The organism is Paenibacillus sp. J5C2022, from assembly GCF_025567625.1.
GTDB lineage: Bacteria > Bacillota > Bacilli > Paenibacillales > Paenibacillaceae > Pristimantibacillus.
The window spans coordinates 32,241-50,501 of sequence record NZ_JAOQJC010000013.1 but is presented as its reverse complement, the minus strand read 5'-3'; the positions used below and the strand labels follow the sequence as shown (position 1 = coordinate 50,501).

At 51.6% G+C, this 18,261-nt stretch carries 13 protein-coding genes; 11 read left to right on the top strand and 2 right to left on the bottom strand.

All coding sequences use genetic code 11. The features are described from left to right. Positions 1 to 67: 67 nt before the first annotated feature. The 6 genes from M6D81_RS12750 to M6D81_RS12725 all read left to right on the top strand — a co-directional run bounded on the left by M6D81_RS12750 (position 68) and on the right by M6D81_RS12725 (position 9,241). On the top strand, positions 68 to 4,219 hold the full coding sequence (locus tag M6D81_RS12750) for a golvesin C-terminal-like domain-containing protein (protein WP_262677283.1): 4,152 nt from the start codon (positions 68 to 70) through the stop codon (positions 4,217 to 4,219). Positions 4,220 to 4,221: 2 nt separating this feature from the next. Further along, a complete protein-coding gene (locus M6D81_RS12745; RefSeq protein ID WP_262677282.1) occupies positions 4,222 to 5,013 on the top strand; it encodes a creatininase family protein in 792 nt (263 codons plus the stop codon). Further along, positions 5,003 to 5,365: a RidA family protein gene (locus tag M6D81_RS12740; protein ID WP_262677281.1), complete on the top strand. Its 363-nt coding sequence runs from the start codon at positions 5,003 to 5,005 to the stop codon at positions 5,363 to 5,365. Before M6D81_RS12745 ends, M6D81_RS12740 begins: the two co-directional genes overlap by 11 nt. A 472-nt stretch (positions 5,366 to 5,837) precedes the next feature. Beyond that, positions 5,838 to 6,836: a glycosyltransferase family 4 protein gene (locus M6D81_RS12735; protein ID WP_262677280.1), complete on the top strand. Its 999-nt coding sequence runs from the start codon at positions 5,838 to 5,840 to the stop codon at positions 6,834 to 6,836. Between the two features lie 22 nt (positions 6,837 to 6,858). Then, positions 6,859 to 7,977: a glycosyltransferase family 4 protein gene (locus M6D81_RS12730; RefSeq protein ID WP_262677279.1), complete on the top strand. Its 1,119-nt coding sequence runs from the start codon at positions 6,859 to 6,861 to the stop codon at positions 7,975 to 7,977. Position 7,978: 1 nt separating this feature from the next. Next, on the top strand, positions 7,979 to 9,241 hold the full coding sequence (locus tag M6D81_RS12725) for a protoporphyrinogen/coproporphyrinogen oxidase (RefSeq protein WP_262677278.1): 1,263 nt from the start codon (positions 7,979 to 7,981) through the stop codon (positions 9,239 to 9,241). Positions 9,242 to 9,313: 72 nt separating this feature from the next. Here the strand turns inward: M6D81_RS12725 and M6D81_RS12720 are convergent, their stop codons facing one another. After that, positions 9,314 to 11,479 (bottom strand): helix-turn-helix domain-containing protein, encoded by a 2,166-nt coding sequence (locus M6D81_RS12720; protein WP_262677277.1) that lies wholly within the window; start codon positions 11,477 to 11,479, stop codon positions 9,314 to 9,316. A gap of 296 nt (positions 11,480 to 11,775) precedes the next feature. Between M6D81_RS12720 and M6D81_RS12715 the strand changes: the two genes are divergently transcribed. From M6D81_RS12715 to M6D81_RS12705, 3 genes are read left to right on the top strand one after another with little or no spacing between them, the layout of a single operon-like run. After that, positions 11,776 to 12,693: an ABC transporter permease gene (locus M6D81_RS12715; protein ID WP_262677373.1), complete on the top strand. Its 918-nt coding sequence runs from the start codon at positions 11,776 to 11,778 to the stop codon at positions 12,691 to 12,693. 12 nt (positions 12,694 to 12,705) lie between these two features. Further along, complete coding sequence (locus M6D81_RS12710) at positions 12,706 to 13,572, top strand: carbohydrate ABC transporter permease (RefSeq protein ID WP_262677276.1); 867 nt, start codon at positions 12,706 to 12,708, stop codon at positions 13,570 to 13,572. Positions 13,573 to 13,600: 28 nt separating this feature from the next. Further along, positions 13,601 to 15,160, top strand: coding sequence for an extracellular solute-binding protein (locus tag M6D81_RS12705; protein WP_262677275.1), 1,560 nt, complete (start codon positions 13,601 to 13,603; stop codon positions 15,158 to 15,160). Positions 15,161 to 15,222: 62 nt separating this feature from the next. Here M6D81_RS12705 and M6D81_RS12700 read toward each other — a convergent pair whose 3' ends face one another. Next, positions 15,223 to 16,023 carry a DUF2935 domain-containing protein gene (locus M6D81_RS12700; protein WP_262677274.1) on the bottom strand — a complete coding sequence of 267 codons (801 nt, stop codon included), beginning with the start codon at positions 16,021 to 16,023 and terminating at the stop codon, positions 15,223 to 15,225. Between the two features lie 218 nt (positions 16,024 to 16,241). Between M6D81_RS12700 and M6D81_RS12695 the strand changes: the two genes are divergently transcribed. Continuing rightward, positions 16,242 to 17,210 carry a sugar-binding transcriptional regulator gene (locus tag M6D81_RS12695; RefSeq protein ID WP_262677273.1) on the top strand — a complete coding sequence of 323 codons (969 nt, stop codon included), beginning with the start codon at positions 16,242 to 16,244 and terminating at the stop codon, positions 17,208 to 17,210. A 59-nt stretch (positions 17,211 to 17,269) separates the two neighbouring features. Continuing rightward, the gene (locus M6D81_RS12690) at positions 17,270 to 18,190 is read left to right on the top strand and encodes a sugar ABC transporter substrate-binding protein (RefSeq protein ID WP_262677272.1); all 921 of its coding nucleotides are present in this window, start codon (positions 17,270 to 17,272) and stop codon (positions 18,188 to 18,190) included. Positions 18,191 to 18,261: the final 71 nt, after the last annotated feature.

Sequence of the window (18,261 nt, the reverse complement as noted above, 5' to 3'; positions counted from 1 at the left end):
TTGAAAGAAATGACGAAATTTCCTCTTTATAATTAGCCGTGAAAGCGAATTCATGGGAGGGGATTTCATGGACAAGAAAATGAGGACAAGCATCTCGATCGTACTCGCAATTCTGCTAATCGCGCAGACGGCCTTCTCGCTGAAAGCCCATGCGGAGCAAGGCGTTGCGAAAGCGGGGACGATTATTATCGATTACGTAGACACGGAATATTCCGAAACAGGCAATTGGGCAGATTCGGGATTGCCTGGCTATGACGGGGTAGCGATCATTATCGATAACGGCGATCCCGGGTACACGGAATTCGGCACATGGTCCGACAGCTCTCTGCTCGGCTATAACAACTCCGGCACGAGATATTCCGGAAGCCCGGACGCCTACGCGCAGTGGACACCGACACTTGCGAATGCCGGAACGTACCAGGTAAGCATCTTCAAGCCGGTTCACGCGAATAGCGACCCTGCGGCGAAAGTTGATGTGGTGGACGCATTCGGTACGACGACGTTCAACCTTGACTATACAAGCGAGCCTTCAGGTTGGGTTTCCCTTGGCGAACATTTTTTTGCCAGCGGCAGCTCGGGATATGTGCGCAATACATTGGCAAGTGCGGGAACGGCGGTGCGAGCGGACGCAGTCAAGTTCGAGCGGGTGGAAGCAGCGCCAACCGCGATGCTTGATGATTCGGTCGATCCGAATGAAGCGGCTGTGAATGGTCCCCTTACAGTGAGCTTCTCTACTTATATGGACACAAGTACGTTAACCGCTCAGCATTTCGAGCTGAAGCGAGTTGACGACGAGAGCGCGGTCGAGCTTGCAGCCGAAGTGAAAGACTCGGGAAGGAAGGTTATGCTGCACCCTTACACTACCTTGTCTTATGATACAGCCTACACGCTGACCATCGGTCCGGGAGTGAAGGATCTGGCAGGGACAGGCTTGACAGGCGTTACGGAATGGATGCTTCATACCGAGCAGCAGGATATAACGCCGCCGTCAGTCTCGATCTCTGTTCCGTTAATGAATGTACTGGAGACAGTCAGCTCGCCGTTGATTGTGTCGTTCAACGAACCGATGAATGTGGAGACATTGACTAGCGGCAACATGATGCTGCAGGAGACATCTACCGGCAATGCCGTTCCTTATGAAGGATCGGTCGGCAGCGACCATATGTCGTATCGGCTTCAACCTTCAGCTCATCTGAATTATAATTCCGCATACAAGCTGACCATGAAGGCAGGCTTGACGGATAGAGCCGGCAATCCGCTGCCGGAGGTCATCTTCCATTTCACCACTGCTCCGGCAAGCAATACCGTGAATGAGCTGCACGTCTCGCCGAGCGGTGATGATGCGAATCCGGGCACATTAGCGGCTCCATTCGCCACGATCGACCGCGCCCGGCAAGAAGTGCGGAATTTGAACGGGAATATGCAGGGCGATGTGACCGTGTATATAGCGGACGGGACTTATCCCATCAGTGAGACATTGCACTTTGGAACGCCCGACTCGGGATCGAATGGATTCGATGTGACGTATAGGGCGGAAGCAGGAGCGGCACCTGTCATTTCCGGCGGCGTGCAATTGACAGGATGGCAGCAGGCGGGCGCCGGACCGCTATGGAAGGCGGATGCGGGCGACATGTCATTCCGGCAGCTCTATGTGAACGGCGAACGGGCCCAGCGCGCCGCATCTGCGGAGGCCTATGACGCGATTCGCATGAATGACGAGGGGAACGGATTCATAATAGACGATTCTGTTATCGGGCAGTGGGGGAACGCGGATTCCATTGAGTTTGTCTGGAACAAATCCTGGCGGCATCATCGCTTGATCGTGGATACGATTTCCGCTGGATCACAGCAAGGCGAATGGAATGTGATTTTCAAACAGCCTTACTTTGATTGGGCCAGAACTTCCGGTTTTCTTACATTCAGTCCTGACGAATCGAATTTCTACATCGAGAATGCATACGAGCTTCTGGATACGCCGGGCGAATGGTATCTGGATGAGTCCAGCGGAGAAGTGTATTATTATCCTCTGCCGGATGAAGATATGTCAGCCGCGGAGGCGATAGCGCCGCAGCTCGAAACGTTGCTGGAATTTCGCGGGACGCTTGATCAGCCTGTTCATCACCTTGCCTTCTACGGATTGACATTCCGGCATGGCAGTTGGATGCGACCGAGCGAACAAGGACTTTCAACGATCCAGGCAGATATTATTGCCAGTGGAGTCAATCAGACCGGCGGCAGCCACCAGGGAGAAAAAGTGATCGGCAATGTTGTTGTTCACGCTGGGGAGAACATTACATTTGAACGCAATCGGTGGGAGCATATGGGGGCCGCAGGGCTTGTGCTCGAGAATGGCGCTAGCGACATTCAGATTATCGGCAACATTTTCACGGATATCTCTGCTTCAGGAATCATTATAGGCGATATGAAAGATGCATATCCAGAAGATCCAAGACAAGTGAATAGTGGGAATAAAGTAGAAAATAACGTCATTTACGATATTGGTACGGAATATTGGAATAGTGTCGGCGTCTTCGCCCTTTACGTTGATCATACCGGAATTCTCCACAATGAGATGTACGACTTTCCTTACAGCGGAATCTCTCTTGGTTGGGGTTGGGGGGCTCATCAGGAGTCTGGAATATTAAAAAACAACAGAGTTGAAGGGAACCATATCCATCATGGCATGTACGGGTTGAACGACGGAGGTGCGGTGTATCTACTCGGCAAACAGCCTGGAACGACCATCGCCCGCAATCTCGTTCACGATAATCACAACCTCTACGGCGGAATCTATTTGGATACCGGATCCGAACAATTGACGGTAACCGAAAATACGACCTACAGCGTGCCGCTTGGCATCATTAGCCCGTATCTGCTTCATCAAGGCAGCGATCCCAATTTGGATCCTAACAATGCCTTTTCGAACAATTATTTTGGCGTGAGACCCGATGAAGCCGAGTATCCTGCGGAGATTGCTTCCGAGGCGGGGCTTGAGCCGGCATATCAGGACTTGCTGGTTGGATTGCCAGAACCTGAAGTGCCGTCTGTCACGGTTCCAGACGATAATGAAATGTCGGTTATTGTGGCGATTGGCCAGTCCGGCTACACGGAGGAAGGCGAATGGGCAACGAGCGGTCTTCTAGGCTATGACGAGCAAAGCTTGACGCGTTACTCGGTTTCATTGGACGCGAGTGTTACGTTCCGCCCGGAATTGCAGTCGGGAGTTTACCGTGTCTACTTGTATAAGCTGGTGCATCCAAGCAGCGATCCCAATGCGAAGATTGAAGTTGTGAGCGCTGGCGGTACAACCGAATCGGCAGTCGATCAGACGACCGGAGAGGCAGGCTGGGTAGATCTCGGAGAGTATACCTTCAACGCAGGCACAGCGGGATATGTCAAGTTATCCCGGATGACTTCGCCTGAGGATAACAGCTTCGGATATTTGAGAGCGAGTGCGGTGAAGTTTGAGAAAATATCGGATATCACCACTCCGACGGAGCCAGAGCAGCCGACGGAGCCAGAGCAGCCGACAAATCCGGAACAGCCAACGGAGCCGGAACAACCGGAGACATCGGAGACGTCTGAAGAGGACACCGATAACGAATTAGGGTCCGACACCGATACCGAATCCGAGAGTTCTCGCGATAATCATGCCATATGCGCCAGCCAATCGGATGCTTGCGGCGGCTGGGCGGACCAGCATATTGTCAAGCTGATTAAAGCCGGCTGGATGAAGGGGTTTCCCGACGGGACCGTCAAACCGGAGAAGCGGATGACGAGAGCTGAAATGGCAACCTTACTCGTAAGAGCGCTCAACCTAACGCCGGTGAAGGAGAGCCGATTTGCCGATGTGAATCATCATTGGGCGAAGGAGAGTATTGAAACTGCAGCCGCGCATGACATCATTCATGGCGTTGCCGAGGACCAATTTCATCCGGATGAGATGCTGACCCGCGAGCAACTGGCTGTACTAGTCGTGCGCGCGTTCAAGTTGGAGAAGTACGCCGATGTCTCCGACATGGCGCCGGTCAGCTTCAAGGATAGCGACAGCGTGTCCCCATGGGCTGACGATGCCATTGCTTTGCTGTACAGGCTCGACATTGTGTCCGGTTATCCCGACGGCACCTTCAAGCCGAAGCAAGGAGCGTCGCGCGCAGAGGTTGCCTATCTATTGTCGAAGATCATGGAGCTGATACCTGACGAGGAGAAGAGGACGTAAGGATGGAGGACTTTCGATTTGGCGTTCATACAAGAGATCGACTGAAAGCATTCGCGCAAGATGGTTATGCGGTCGTTGTTCCATTGGCGGCTACCGAACAACACGGCCCGCATCTTCCCGTTCGAACGGATACGTTGATTTGCGAACGTATATGTGCAGAAGCAATCCGAATCGTCGGCAACCGCGCAAAGCTGTTGCTGGCGCCGGTCATCGGCATCGGATGCTCGGAGCATCATTTGGAGTTCGGAGGCACCATTTCCTTCTCGGCGGCAGTCTATTTGCAGATGCTCCTGGATATTGGACGAAGCTTGCACGAGAGCGGATTTCAACGGATTATATTCCTTAACGGCCATGGCGGCAATGAATGGCAGATGCAGCAAGCGACAGCCGATATCGCGTTGCAATATCCGGTGTGGACGGCCGCCGCCTCCTACTGGAACATCGCTCGGCAGGCTCTCCTACGAGCTGGTGCGGAGGAGTGCGGTCCTGTGCCCGGCCATGCCGGCGTCTTCGAGACGTCGATGATTATGGCAATAGCGCCGGATGAAGTGAAAGAAGAGAAACGGATTGCGGGCCACAAAACGTTAACATCCCCATCGCAAGGCATGGCTAACGTCTCTATTGGACGAAGAGGGCTGCTGACAGGTTATGACGGCGTTACGGATGCATCCATAATGGCTGCGAGAGAGAGCGGTGAGCAGTATGTCCGCGTGATCTCCGAAGCTGTTGCGCAGTGGTTGATTGCGATGGCAACACATATGGATTCGAAGGAGGAATCGTTCAATGACGAATAAAACAAGTCTGCCATTCTCCTTGTCCTCCCGGCTCGGCTCCGCCGTATACGTTTCCGGGCAAGTCGGATTGGATCCGGTGTCGGGAGCTGTCGTCGGACCCACGCTTGAAGAACAGACTGTCCAGACGATGCGCAATATCCAATCGATTTTAAAGGGAGAGGGTCTGGATTTCAGTGATGTGAAGAAAGTGAGTGTATATTTGACAAAACGGGAGTTTTTCGAAACGTTCAATGAAATATATATCCGCTTTTTCAAGGAGCCGTATCCGGCACGAACAACGATATACTGCGATCTCAACTATGATTTGCTCGTGGAGATTGATGTTGTGGCGGAATTGAGAGAGAATGCGTAGTACAGGCGTCGAATGTAGCGGTTGCCACAGAGCTTAATCGGCTCATAATGGTCGGATTTGCAGGCTAACGGTCGCGATGGAGCTTATGGAGCCTGGAAAGTGCGATATCGGGTGTCATTGCGTGAAATAGGCTACGTAGCGACCGTAACAGCAGTAAACGGGGGATTTGAGCCGCAATAAGCTCCAGGGCACCCCTAAGAGCGATAGAAGATCGAACGATGCAGCCTATCACTAGTCAGAGTGATAGGCTGCATCGCCTTTTACATCACTTTTACCGTGCATTGATGATGATCGTACGTGGAGCAAATGAACAGCGCAGTGGAAAAATAGCTGCAACGTACAGAATGGACATTCCCTCTTCCTTCCAAATGCAGGTTATGGTATTCTTTATAAAGAACAGTTTGACTTTATTTGCCGATTTTTAGTTTTGGCCGTGATCTGTCCAACTCTTCCTGTATAGAGGAGTGATCCCTTGACCCCGCTAATTGTTGCCTTCGCAGCTTCCATCTTGTTCACCCCGTTAGCTATTCCTCTTGCAATGAAGCTCCAGATGGTCGACCGTCCCAATCGCGGTTTGAAAACGCATCGCAAGCCGATTCCTTATTTAGGCGGCGTTGCCGTATTTATTTCGTTATGTCTGCCCTTACTGATTCTGCATGGCGAATTGCTTATGGTACGAGAGCATGCATCGCTTATGCTTGGCGCTGCTATTGTGTTGCTTGGCGGCGTTATAGACGACCGATACGAGCTGAGACCGCTTGGCAAGCTGTTGTTCCAATGCGCAGCGGTTGTTCCCATATGGACAAGCGGCATGCGGGCGGGACTATTGGATTCAGCTCTATGGGACGGTTTGTTGTCATGTCTGTGGATGATTGCGATCATTAACGCCTTTAATCTGATTGACATTATGGATGGCCTCTCCGCCACTGTGGCTGCAATCGCTGCGCTATTTCTAAGCATCCTGTTCGATGTGCAGGGGGATGCATGGTTCGGCGCCATCATGCTTTCGTTATTGGGAGCGTGCGGGGGCTTTCTCCTCTATAACTTTCATCCGGCGCGGATCTTCCTTGGCGATGCCGGCAGCCAACTGATTGGATATTTGCTTGCTGCCGCTGCACTGAACTGGGCAAGCCATGAGCCGATAAGCCTTGGCGGACATCACATATTCGTTCCGGCACTTATATTTGCCATACCTCTAGGAGAGACACTATTCATTTCTATTCTCCGATTGAAGGCGAAGCGTTCACCGTTCCAAGGAAGCAAGGATCACTTCGCGCAGCGAATGGTCAAGCAAGGCTTCTCCATTCCTATGACGGTTGCCCTTACTGCACTATTTGCGGCGACGTTGGATGTTCTTGCTATGATCGCATTATATTACACTGCTGCCGCTCCTTATTGCATCGGGTTGGCATTACTCCTATTGATGACCACGGCGTATAAGCTGGGACGGATTGATATGAAGACGGAATGAAGGTGTAAAGGAGTGACGGGAGTTGGCCAAAGTTATGCTGCTTGTCCCATATGCCAGCTATTTCAAAAATTTTCAAGGCGATTTGCTGCATAGGTTAACGGAACTGGGCCATGAGGTGATAGCGGTTGCGCCGGACGACAAGTGCGGTGAGCGCATATACGGTGTCAACTATATGATGACGCCAATCGCCAATACAGGCACGAACCCATTCTACGACATCCATTGTATGTACAAGCTTGCGAGATTGCTGAAAAGAGAGAAGCCGGACATTTTATGCTGTTATTCCTTAAAGCCGAATTTATACGGTTCGATAGCTGCCAAGCTGACAGGCGTGTCCGAAACTTACTTGTTTATAACGGGGCTTGGCTATTTATACTCTGTGCGCACGATAAAGCAAAGGCTGCTTTATCCCATCATCAGCAAGTTGTACGGCGTCGCCGTGAAGCAGTGCACCGGCATTTTTTTCGAAAACAGGGATGATGCCGCTCTGTTCGCAAAACGATACGTTCCGTCCAAGCAAAAATCGCGTCTAGTGAATGGGGTAGGCGTCAATGTGACGCAATTCCAGCCGCCGGCTGCGAGAAGGCAGGAACAGATGAAATTCCTCCTCGTTGCCCGGATGCTGAAGGAGAAAGGCGTTCAGGAATATGCGGATGCGGCCAGGCTGCTTAAACGGAAGTACCCATGGGCGGCTTTTCAATTGCTGGGCCCCTTCGACCGGAATCCTTCCGCCATCAGGGAGGGGCAAATTCAGAGTTGGACGAAAGAAGGGGTCATCGATTACTTGGGCGTCGCGTCCGATGTTCGGCCGTATCTCCATCAAGCTACTGTGTTCGTGCTGCCATCCTATTATCGGGAGGGGATTCCCAAGTCGATCCTGGAGGCGATGGCTTGCGGACTGCCCATTGTTACAACGAATATGCCAGGCTGCAGAGAGACTGTGCGGGAGGGGAAGAACGGGATACTCGTTCCTCCAAGAGATGCTGAAGCGCTGGCTCACGCCATGGAGCTGTTCTTGCTGGACAGTAAGCTGGCCGGCATGATGGGTTCGGCGAGCCGTCAGCTCGCTGTGAAGGAATTTCACGTCGACCGCGTCAATGCGGCAATCGTCAACGGAATAGGGCTTGGAGGAGGTGGATAGGATGCGCACACATGTGATTGGGGCAGGAGTGACTGGCCTCGCATTTGCGAAGGCTCATGGAGATGCAATCGTCATGGAGGCGTCGTCCGTTATCGGCGGGAAAGCAGGTTCCTATGCCGTTAATTCGAGCAACGGATCGTTCATATTTGATACTGGGGGCCATTGGTTTCATCTTGAGAGCAGTCCGGAGATCATGCATCTGCTGCACGGCTTGCCGCTCATCAGACATGAACGACAAGCGCATGTCCTGCTGAACGGGCGGCTCTATGACTTTCCGATTCAAGCAAGCTTTGACGAATCGCCCGATCCGGCTTTTGTGAAGGCTGTGGCTCAGGAGCTTCAACAGTCCACCGCTGCGGGAAGCAAGCCGTCGAACTATGAGGAATTTCTGATGGCCTCCTACGGCAACACCTTATATCAGTCTTTCTTTCGCGATTATAATCGGAAGATGTATGGTGAGATGGATTTATCCCGAATTGAGATCGGGTACTTTGATACAGTGAGGAATGTGCGGCTGAATCGTTCATCGGGCTATAATCGGGAATTTTATTATCCGGCATTCGATGCGGGTGCCGCAGGTATTCCCAGGCATTTGTCCAAGGGGCTTCCCGTCGCGATGAATACTCCTGTAACCGCTATTGATGCCGGCGGCAAGACGTTAATCGCCAACGGGAAGTTCGTGCATTGGGACAAGCTAGTCTCCACGATGCCTTTGCCCCAGTTGGTGCAACGCATTGTCGATGTCGATCCAGGGATACTCGCGTTATCGCGCGAACTTCGCTCCAGCCAAGGTTTTATTTTGAATTTGGGCATAAAGGAAAACGGGATGACGCCATATCAAAATACGGATTGGGTATATGTCCCTGATATAACCAAGCGATTTTATCGCGTCGGCTTCTACAGTCACGTTCAGCGGCAATTGGCACCGGAGGGCTGCGCATCGATGTACGTGGAATGCTCTCCGCTTCATTTCACTTGCGAGAAGGAAGCGCTCGAGCTGATTCCGACCATTGTGGATGAATTGATCGAGCTGGGCTTCATTCGGTGCCGGTCCGATATTCTCGTAATGATGCCGATCTATTTGGAACACAATTATTGCCTGCCTAACGTAAATGCGACATCGAAGATATGCGATTATTTGCGGCAGCATGACATATACAGCATTGGCCGCTACGGAAGCTGGCATTGGTCCAGTCAGCATGAAGACATGCGACAGGCGCTTGATCTGGCGGGTCAGCTAAGCCCGAGCGTGACAACGGCTTGAGGCTGATATATCGATCAACTACCTACCATCCCTCAGAGGCTTCTGGCATTCTGAGGGATGTTTTTTGTACCTTTATTCGGCTTGTCTCATCGATTGCTTGCGATATTCGCTTGGCGTGCAGCCTGTGAATTTCTTGAACATGCGGTGAAAGCTGTTCATATTGTGATAGCCCGCCTCCTTCGCGATGTCCTGAATCTTCATAACACTGCCTGAGAGCACCTCCTTCGCCTTGTCGATGCGAACCTCGTGGACATAGTCGATGAAGTTCTTGCCCGTCTTGTCCTTGAAGTAAGTAGACAGATAACCGCCCGATATGTGCAGCTTCTCCGCTACATGCTCCAGCGTAATATCCTCCGCATAATGTTCTCTGACATATTCCAGCACAAAATCGGCGATATGATCCCGCTTGTCCTGTCCCTCCCGAATGATCGAAACAGCTTGGGAGAGCCAGTCCGCAAGGAAGGATTCCAGCTCCCTAACGCTATAGCATTGACGAATGTCCGCCATGGGATGGCCCAGCGTTGCAATGTCCAGCCGGAGTCCGTACAGCGTATGGACGACCCGGTTGACCAGCATTTCTGCGAACGTATATATCCTTCCCACGGAGTCCTTGCGTCTGTACATGCCGTGAAGAACGCGTGACACTTGCTGCTCCAGTTCCTTCAGGTTGCCCGCCTTCAAATGAACGTCGAATTCGCTCTCCTGCAGCGGCCATACGGGGTAAGGATCATCTTTGCCGATGGAACGGGGCAGGATAATCTGTGTCTCATCCAGCAGCAGCCTTCGCTGGTTCAATTGAAGCGCCTCTTCATATGCGGCATGCAGCTCCAGGGCGTCGTGATAGATCGAGCTGACGGAGATGGCAAGGAAGCCATGCTCCTTGTCGATATCGAATATGGGCCGCATCTCCTCCAGTACGGCTAGTGCATGCTCAAGTTCGGCAGGCTCAGCAGAGAGGATGGTCAGTACTTGATTATGCTCCATCTGCAGCGTCATGGAATCCTTGTAATGCTGCGACATGGCATGATGAATGAATTCCTTGACGGACAACGCCCAGCGCTGCTCCGCTTCCGGGTGGTCGTAGGCCGGCGTTTTCATCGTCAGCTCGAACAGAATGAAGCGGTACGATTTTTTGGCGAGCACCAGCTCCTTAATGTCCGGCAGCCGATTTTTTATTTTCTTCAATCGGGTCATATAGGCGTAATCCTGCAGCATCGCGTTCTTCTTGGCCAGATCCTCGCGGATCGTCGCATGCAGCTGCAGCATGCGCTTGATAGGATGATTCAGCCGGAGGCTGAGCAGGATCGAGACGGCCACGCTGATGATAACCGATACGATGAGTAGCGTGACAAGTGTCAGATTAAGCCGCTTGTTCGCAGCAATGCTCTCATCAGGTACGACGTTGACATAGGTGTATCCCGTTGCGGCCCCCTTCTTATGAAAGTAGTAGCTGCCGTTGTATGGCGTAACGGATTCTCCGGACTCCAGTACAGGGAGATCGGCTGGACTTCCGTCACCAGAGTAGAAGATGACTTCTCCATCAGGGTTCAATATGTAGAAGTGATCGTTAATGGAGTTGTGAAATTGATTGAAAAGCTCCTTTCCATCGATTAAGGCGATCATATAAAAGCTGTTCTGGAAATGAATTTTGATCAGCAGCGGCATATATTGGCCAACGAGCGACCGATTGCCGTATAAATCCTGCTCGGTGAATGCGTCCTCGGGCAGCAGCTTGTAGCTGAAGGGTTCTTGGAACTGGTCGCTCCAGAAGGTGACGGGGTAGCGCTTGCTTCCATAAAGCTTAGAAAAATATGAATCTGCTTTCATGCTTGTGTTTTTGTCCAGGACAAATCCGTCAAGCTGGAAATGCAGAATAAGATTGTCCACATAAAGAAGCGGGTTGGACAGAAGCGTGCCGATGTCGCGGTATGTCTTGTACACAGTGGTGTAATTTCGATCTGCTTGATTGTTGGCTAGCGTGCGCACATTGTCGCTGAAATAGAACCGGACCAGCAAGCTCTTGATCAGCTCGAAATGCTTCTCGTAGTTGTCGGTCGTATGGTTCAGATTCGTCATGTTATACTGCATCACATCTTCTTTGGCGCTCTGTCTGGAGAAGGCGATGGAGAAGAAGTTGAACGACACCAGCATGATAATGATGGCCAGGAAGCTGAACGTTAATCGAAGCAAAATGGAGTTCGTTTTACCGCGCGCAAGCTGCAACGCTTTCTTTAGCATGCCGATCCATCCTTCCCTCGTGATGTCTTACGCCCTATCGTGCATTAGCGGCTCATTTTAGATTAATGAAACGATCGTTCTTTGTAAAGTATGGAAGCTAGTGGGTGCTGTGTCACTTTTTCATATCTATCATCATATTACGGGAAATGCCGTTATAACGGGATAAAAATGAAATACCGACAATGGATTTCGGCGTTCGGTCCCTCTACAATGAGGGCATCGCCAGCCAATAACAAACGTAAGGAGCTTTGCTCATGTCAACATCCGAAGCAATTCCGCAATCGCGTGCAAGCGGCATGAAAGCAGGAAGGAGTGGCCGTACGCTCAGTTTTGCAAGGAGCAAGTATTTATTGATCATGTTTTTGCCGTGTCTACTTTATTACGTGATCTTTAAATACTTGCCCATGTTCGGGATCGTCATCTCCTTTAAGGATTACAGTCTGTTCAAGGGGATATGGGCTAGCGATTGGGCGGGTTTCAAGTATTACCTGCTATTTTTTAACAGCCCTGATTTTCTCGTCCTATTGCGCAACACGTTCCTGCTAGGGTTCTACAATCTTGTTTTTGGATTTCCGGCACCCATCCTATTGGCGCTGCTGCTTAATGAAGTGACCAGCGGCATATGGAAGCGGTTCGTGCAGACCGTCAGCTACTTGCCTCATTTTCTGTCCAACGTTGTTGCGGCGGGAATGGTCGTCATGTTTCTGTCCCCTTCGTCGGGAATTGTGAACAAAGCGATACAGTCGTTAGGTTTTGAACCGATCAATTTTTTGATGGACCCCGGCTATTTCCGCGGCATCTACGTCGTATCCGACATTTGGCAGCATGTGGGGTGGGAGACGATCATCTACTTGGCAGCGCTTACGGCGATTGATCCCCAGCTGTATGAAGCGGCTCGAATCGACGGAGCCAGCCGATGGAAGCAGACATTATACGTGACGCTGCCCGGCATCGCTCCGACCATCGTCATTTTGCTGATTTTGAACATCGGGCGAGTGCTGGAGATCGGATTTGAGAAGGTGTTCCTGCTATACAATCCCGCCACCTATGAGACAGCGGATGTCATTGGCACTTATGTATATCGAACGGGCATCATCAGCGGCAATTACAGCTATGCGACCGCAATCGACCTGTTCACGGGATTGATCAGCCTCGTTCTGATCTATGGCGCCAACTGGGGAAGCCGCAGAATCGGCGGCACGAGCTTATGGTAGGGGGGATCAACAATGAATAATCGCATAACCTGGTTCATGGCAGTCAATACGATCGTCCTGTTGCTGCTCGTCATCGTCACCTTGTATCCGTTCCTCTATATGCTGGCGGTATCGGTTAGCAAAGACATCTATGTGATGAAGGGCGAGGTATGGCTGTGGCCGAAGGGCTTCAATCTGGAGATGTACAGGATGGTGCTGAACGATCCGCGCATCTCTACCGCTTACGTCAATACGATCCTGTATACAGTCGTGGGCACTTGCGTCGCGCTGGCTGTCACCTCGCTCGGAGGCTATGCCATCTCCAAGCGGGAGATGTGGGGGAGCAAAGCCTTTATGATGCTGATCGTATTTACCATGTTTTTCAGCGGCGGAATGATTCCTACTTTTCTCGTTGTGAAGGGCGTCGGCCTGATGGACAGCTTTTGGGCGATGGTGCTTCCCGGAGCGGTCAGCACTTGGAATCTGATCATTATGCGCACGTTTTTTCAGGCTTTCCCTACAGAGCTGGAGGAATCCGGCCGTATCGACGGTCTGTCGGAATTCGGCATCTTCCTGCGGATTGTATTGCCGCTGTCGAAAGCCGTTCTGGCGACGATCGGACTGTTCTATGCGGTCGGCATCTGGAACAATTTCTATCAGGCGCTGCTGTACTTGAGAGATTCCGATCTGTACCCGCTGCAGGTGGTGCTGCGCAATATTGTGCTTGCCGGCCAGATCAATAACGGTGATGTAACCAGTGTGGGAGGTGATCAGCTCATTGTTGAAGAATCATTAAAGTTTACGACGATCCTTGTATCGACGCTGCCGATTTTGCTCGTGTATCCGTTTATTCAGAAGTATTTCGTCAAAGGGGTTATGATTGGTTCGGTGAAAGGCTAACTCATACAGACAAGGAGAATGATGATCCGTGAAAAAAACAGGCTATTTGCTCTTAACGCTTCTGTTGTCATTGTCGCTAGTAGCTGCTTGCTCTTCTTCTAACATGAACAATGAACCCTCTTCCGGCACAGCTGCGCCAGAAGGAAATAAACCGGCCCAAACGTCGGATCCGGCGCCGGCCAAGAGCCCGAAGAAGCGAACGTTCACCATGCTGGTGGAGTCGCATGCCAGCTGGCCGTACGATCCGGAGTGGCTCGTATGGGATCTGATTGAAGAGAAGACGAATGTGAAGCTGGATGTAGAAGTGCCAGCGGGCAAGATGAATGAGGCGCTCAGCTTGACGATCGCCAGCGGCAATCTGCCCGATCTGATGTTCATGCATTCGTACGAGACGGCCAACAAGCATGGCAGCGACGGCGCCTTCGCCAACATACTGGACTATATCGACGTCATGCCGAACTTGAAGAGGTGGATGGAGGAGCATCCCGAAGCGTCGCAAGCGGCGCTCAGCGCCGACGGCAAGATGTATATGTTCCCCAATGAAGGAATCAGCGAGACGAATCGGATGATTTGGATGTACCGGGAAGACATATTCAAGGAGCACGGCCTTCAGGTTCCGAACAGCTATGACGAGCTGTATGAGACGTTGAAGCATTTGAAAGGGCTGTATCCCGACAGCTATCCGTTCGTCTTCCGGGGCGGCTTCAGTCGGCTTATCAATATCGGGGCAGGCTTCAACACAAGTCACGGTGTCTACTATAACGACAAGGCCGGCGAGTGGAGCTACGGCCCGACAGAAGACCAATACAAGACGATGCTGACTTATCTGAACAAGTTCTATGAAGAAGGACTTATTCCTCCCGATTTCCTGACGCTGGATACGAAGGCGTGGCAGGATTTGATCTCGACCGACAAGTCGTTCATAACGGTGGACTACATTGGACGTCTCGACTTCTTCAATGTGCCGCTGCGCGAGCAGAATGCTTCCTTCAACATGAAGCATATGGCGCCGCCTGCCGGGCCTGGAGGCGGGCAGCTTAATCCCCACGCATCGGCTCTTCAAGCAGCATTGGCCGTCGCTTCGACGTCCGATCAGATCGAACATATTATGGCCTATATGGACTTCTTCTTCTCCGAGGAAGGACGGGACCTGGCCAGCTGGGGCAAGGAAGGCGTGACGTACACCGTCGAGAATGGACAGAAGAAGATTGTGGATCAATATAAGGATGTATCGGAATTCCGCAAGCAGACCGGCATCTCGACGAATGGCACATACGCTTGGTTCGACTACGATGCGCATCTGTCGCTGGCGTCAGACGAGCTTAGGGCGGCGTATGACGAGGCGAGACAGTATGATAGCCCGATCCAGCCATTGCCTGCTCTGACGGCCGATGAGATCGATGAAAGCTCAACCTTGAATGATACGGTCACCAAGCAGACGGAGCAGAATGTCGCCAACTTCATATTGGGCGAGCAAAGCTTCGATCGCTGGGACAGCTATGTGAAGAGCATGGAGGATCTCGGAGTGGGCAAGCTGGTTGATATGCATCAGACGGCACACGAACGGGCGATGAATAGTGTGAAATAGATGAAAAGCTGTCAGAACCTTGGTTCCGACAGCTTTTTCATGCATTGAGCTTATCCGCCGGGTTATCCGGATTGTACGCCAGATAGACTCGCCTCGAACAAATCAATAATTTCAAGGAACCTCTCAGCTTCACGGAATACATGATCCGCAAGCAGGGGCGGAATGAGACTTTTAATGCGACAAGCCTCTATTAAATCCTTCGCAGCCTTTTTAAAATCGCGGAGCGATGTAACGGATACACGGTTTTGATCCAAAAATTGATCCATAAGCGGCTTTGTCTGCGATTGGGGGCGCATAGAATCAAGATCCCTTGCCTGGAACAGCAACTGATCAAAATCGTGGCTGAAATCTCTGGCTTGCTCGACCAGCTGCCTTTCAGAGGGGTCTAACAGGTGACCGATGAATTTGGCATGATCGGCCATAATGCGCAAGAAGAAGACATTTTCATTAATAATGGCATCAGGAAGAGGGATCAGCTTGCCATTGTTCAGCTCTTCCAATCTGTTTCTGAAGTAGTTGGCTTCTCTGCTAGTATGATCAATCAATAGCGGGAAGTTGTTGGCACCCGGCATTTGGCATGTTAGGACGAGTCCTAGTATTTTGCGTTTGAAAGCCCAAATATGCGAAGTTGCCGTATGGACTTCTACATTAAATCGTCTGATCTGTTCAGGATCGGATTCGATATTGAATGCATGTGACTTACCCTCAATCTCCTCGAAGATGCCATAAAACTGATTGGCTTCTTGGATTAATTGAGTGTCTTCGCATCTGAACCCCAATTTAAGGAAAAGAGAGTGTTCTTTCATTATGCGAGACCAAAAGCGGACTTCATCCAGCGAGCGGGAAACAAATGCATTGGTCAATCATTATTCCTCCTGTCTCGTGAACAGTTTTTATAAACATATTCGTGATCTGCAGTGGTTATTCGGTTAGGAGCGCCATTGTGAGAACAGTGCCGACTGAACAATTTCTCGCGCCTGAAAAAATGTTCTTGCAAACGCTTGCTAGACAGTATATAATGATCACACGAACAGTATTTCAGCTATGAACATTTGTTCAAGCTGGGAGGGGGTATACAGGAATGGAAATCAGTCAGGAGAGAACGAGACTGTTGGTCAAAATTAGCACACTGTACTATATCGACGGCATGAACCAACAGGAAATCTCACAACGTCTCGGCATCTCCCGACCGCAAATCAGCCGCATGCTGGCAGCGGCCAAATCCGAAGGCATCGTGCAAATCGCGATTCGAAATCCGTTCTCGGAGGAGCAAACTTACGAACGGGCAATATCCGAGACGTTCGGCATCAAGGATGTCATCGTCGTCCATACGCCGGATGCGGATCAGTCCATCGCGGACCTGCAGCTTGCCCGCGCGGCTTCCGCTCTGCTGGAAAGCGCTATCCGGGATCGCGACGTCGTAGGCATTATGGCGGGACGAACGATCGCTTCCGTCGGGGCGGAGATGAATCCGGGCGTGAAGAAGAATGTCCAATTCGTGCCTATGGTCGGCGGCTGGGGATCGGAAGGAGCGGCATGGCATGCGAATTCCAACACGCGCATATTCGCCGAGAAGTTGAAAGCGCGCTATCTGCTGCTTAACGCGCCGGCTGTCGTCGCTTCACAGGAAGCAAGGAATCACTTCGTGCAGGAGCAAGAGATTGCCAATGTACTGGAGACGGCCAGAGGGGCTGACGTCGCATTGGTCGGGATCGGACAAGTGTCCGATAAAGCGGCTATCGTTCAGTCCGGCTATTACGGCCGCAAGGAGATCGATGAAGTCCAGTCGCTTGGCGCCGTATCCAACATATGCAGCTCGTTCCTGAACGAAGCCGGAGAACGCATCCCATATGAAGCGGAATCCCGCATGATCGGGCTGGATGTGGAGGATCTTCGCAGCATCCCGAACGTCGTAGCGATTGCCAGCGGCAAGGACAAGGTGGAAGCGATCGCGTGCGCGTTGCGAGGTCGCTGGATGAATGTCCTGATAACGGATAAAGCTACAGCTAAGAGCGTATTGGATTGGCACCGTACACACCCGTCCTCTTAATGCAAGCGGACGGGCAATCAGTACACAACAGGAAGAACACATTAAGGGGGAACAATTTCATGAAAAAATCTTTGTTGATCATGGTAGCGCTATTTTTGGTTATGGGACTGGCTGCTTGCGGCTCGGACGGCAATAAGGGAGCGGACGGCAGCAAGACAATCTCCATTCTGACGCCGTTCCTGTCATCCGTCACGACGAACGAGATGGTGGAGGGGCTGAAGAAGCAAGCTGCGGACAAGGGCTGGAAGACGAATGTTATCGATACGAAAGGCGATGTAGGCCAACTGGCCAGCCGCATGGAAGATGTGATCTCCTCGAAGACGGACGCCATCGTCATCGTCAGCACGGACCCCAATCAATTGAAGAGTCAGATCGCGAAAGCGAAGGAGAAGAATATTCCGGTATTCGGCTGCGACTCCGGCTATATTGAGGGCATGACAATGAACGCGACGAGCGACAACAAGGAAATGTCCAAAATGATCAGTGAATATTTGTTCAATGAGATCGGCAACGAAGGCAACATTGTGGTATTGTCACACCGCCCGCATCCCGGTGTACTGGCCAGAACGGTGCAGCTTGATGAAATGCTGGAAGCCAACACCGGCGTGAAAAAAGCGATCGAGCAGCAAGTGGAAGTGCCTGGTCCGATCGAGAATGCACGCAAGCAGATGGAAAGCATCTTGCTGTCCAACAAGGAAGAAGGCTCCATTACGGCGGTATGGGCCGGATGGGACGAGCCGGCAATAGGCGCAGCTCAAGCTATTGAGGCTGCCGGTCGCACGGATATTATCGTTACGGGCATTGACGGTTCCAGCCAAGCTGTGAAGATGATTCAAGAAGGATCACCTCTGGTTGCAACCGTGAAGCAAAACTTCGAAGGCATGGCAGAAATTGTGACGAAGCAGATGGACCTCGTATTCCAAGGTCAGCCTGTCGAAGGCACAGAGCTTTATGCTCCGGCCAGCTTGATTACGAAGTAAGACGTGCATCCGTTCGGAACTGAGAAGCGGCCCCGGCCGCTTCTCATGTCTGACAGAAGGGAGTGACGATC

Bases quoted from the DNA above. Each gene is read 5' to 3' on its own strand.
- M6D81_RS12750 (WP_262677283.1), top strand. From the start codon at position 68: ATGGACAAGAAAATGAGGACAAGCATCTCGATCGTACTCGCAATTCTG.
- M6D81_RS12745 (WP_262677282.1), top strand. From the start codon at position 4,222: ATGGAGGACTTTCGATTTGGCGTTCATACAAGAGATCGACTGAAAGCA.
- M6D81_RS12740 (WP_262677281.1), top strand. From the start codon at position 5,003: ATGACGAATAAAACAAGTCTGCCATTCTCCTTGTCCTCCCGGCTCGGC.
- M6D81_RS12725 (WP_262677278.1), top strand. From the start codon at position 7,979: ATGCGCACACATGTGATTGGGGCAGGAGTGACTGGCCTCGCATTTGCG.
- M6D81_RS12720 (WP_262677277.1), bottom strand. From the start codon at position 11,479: ATGCTAAAGAAAGCGTTGCAGCTTGCGCGCGGTAAAACGAACTCCATT.
- M6D81_RS12715 (WP_262677373.1), top strand. From the start codon at position 11,776: ATGAAAGCAGGAAGGAGTGGCCGTACGCTCAGTTTTGCAAGGAGCAAG.
- M6D81_RS12710 (WP_262677276.1), top strand. From the start codon at position 12,706: ATGAATAATCGCATAACCTGGTTCATGGCAGTCAATACGATCGTCCTG.
- M6D81_RS12695 (WP_262677273.1), top strand. From the start codon at position 16,242: ATGGAAATCAGTCAGGAGAGAACGAGACTGTTGGTCAAAATTAGCACA.
- M6D81_RS12690 (WP_262677272.1), top strand. From the start codon at position 17,270: ATGAAAAAATCTTTGTTGATCATGGTAGCGCTATTTTTGGTTATGGGA.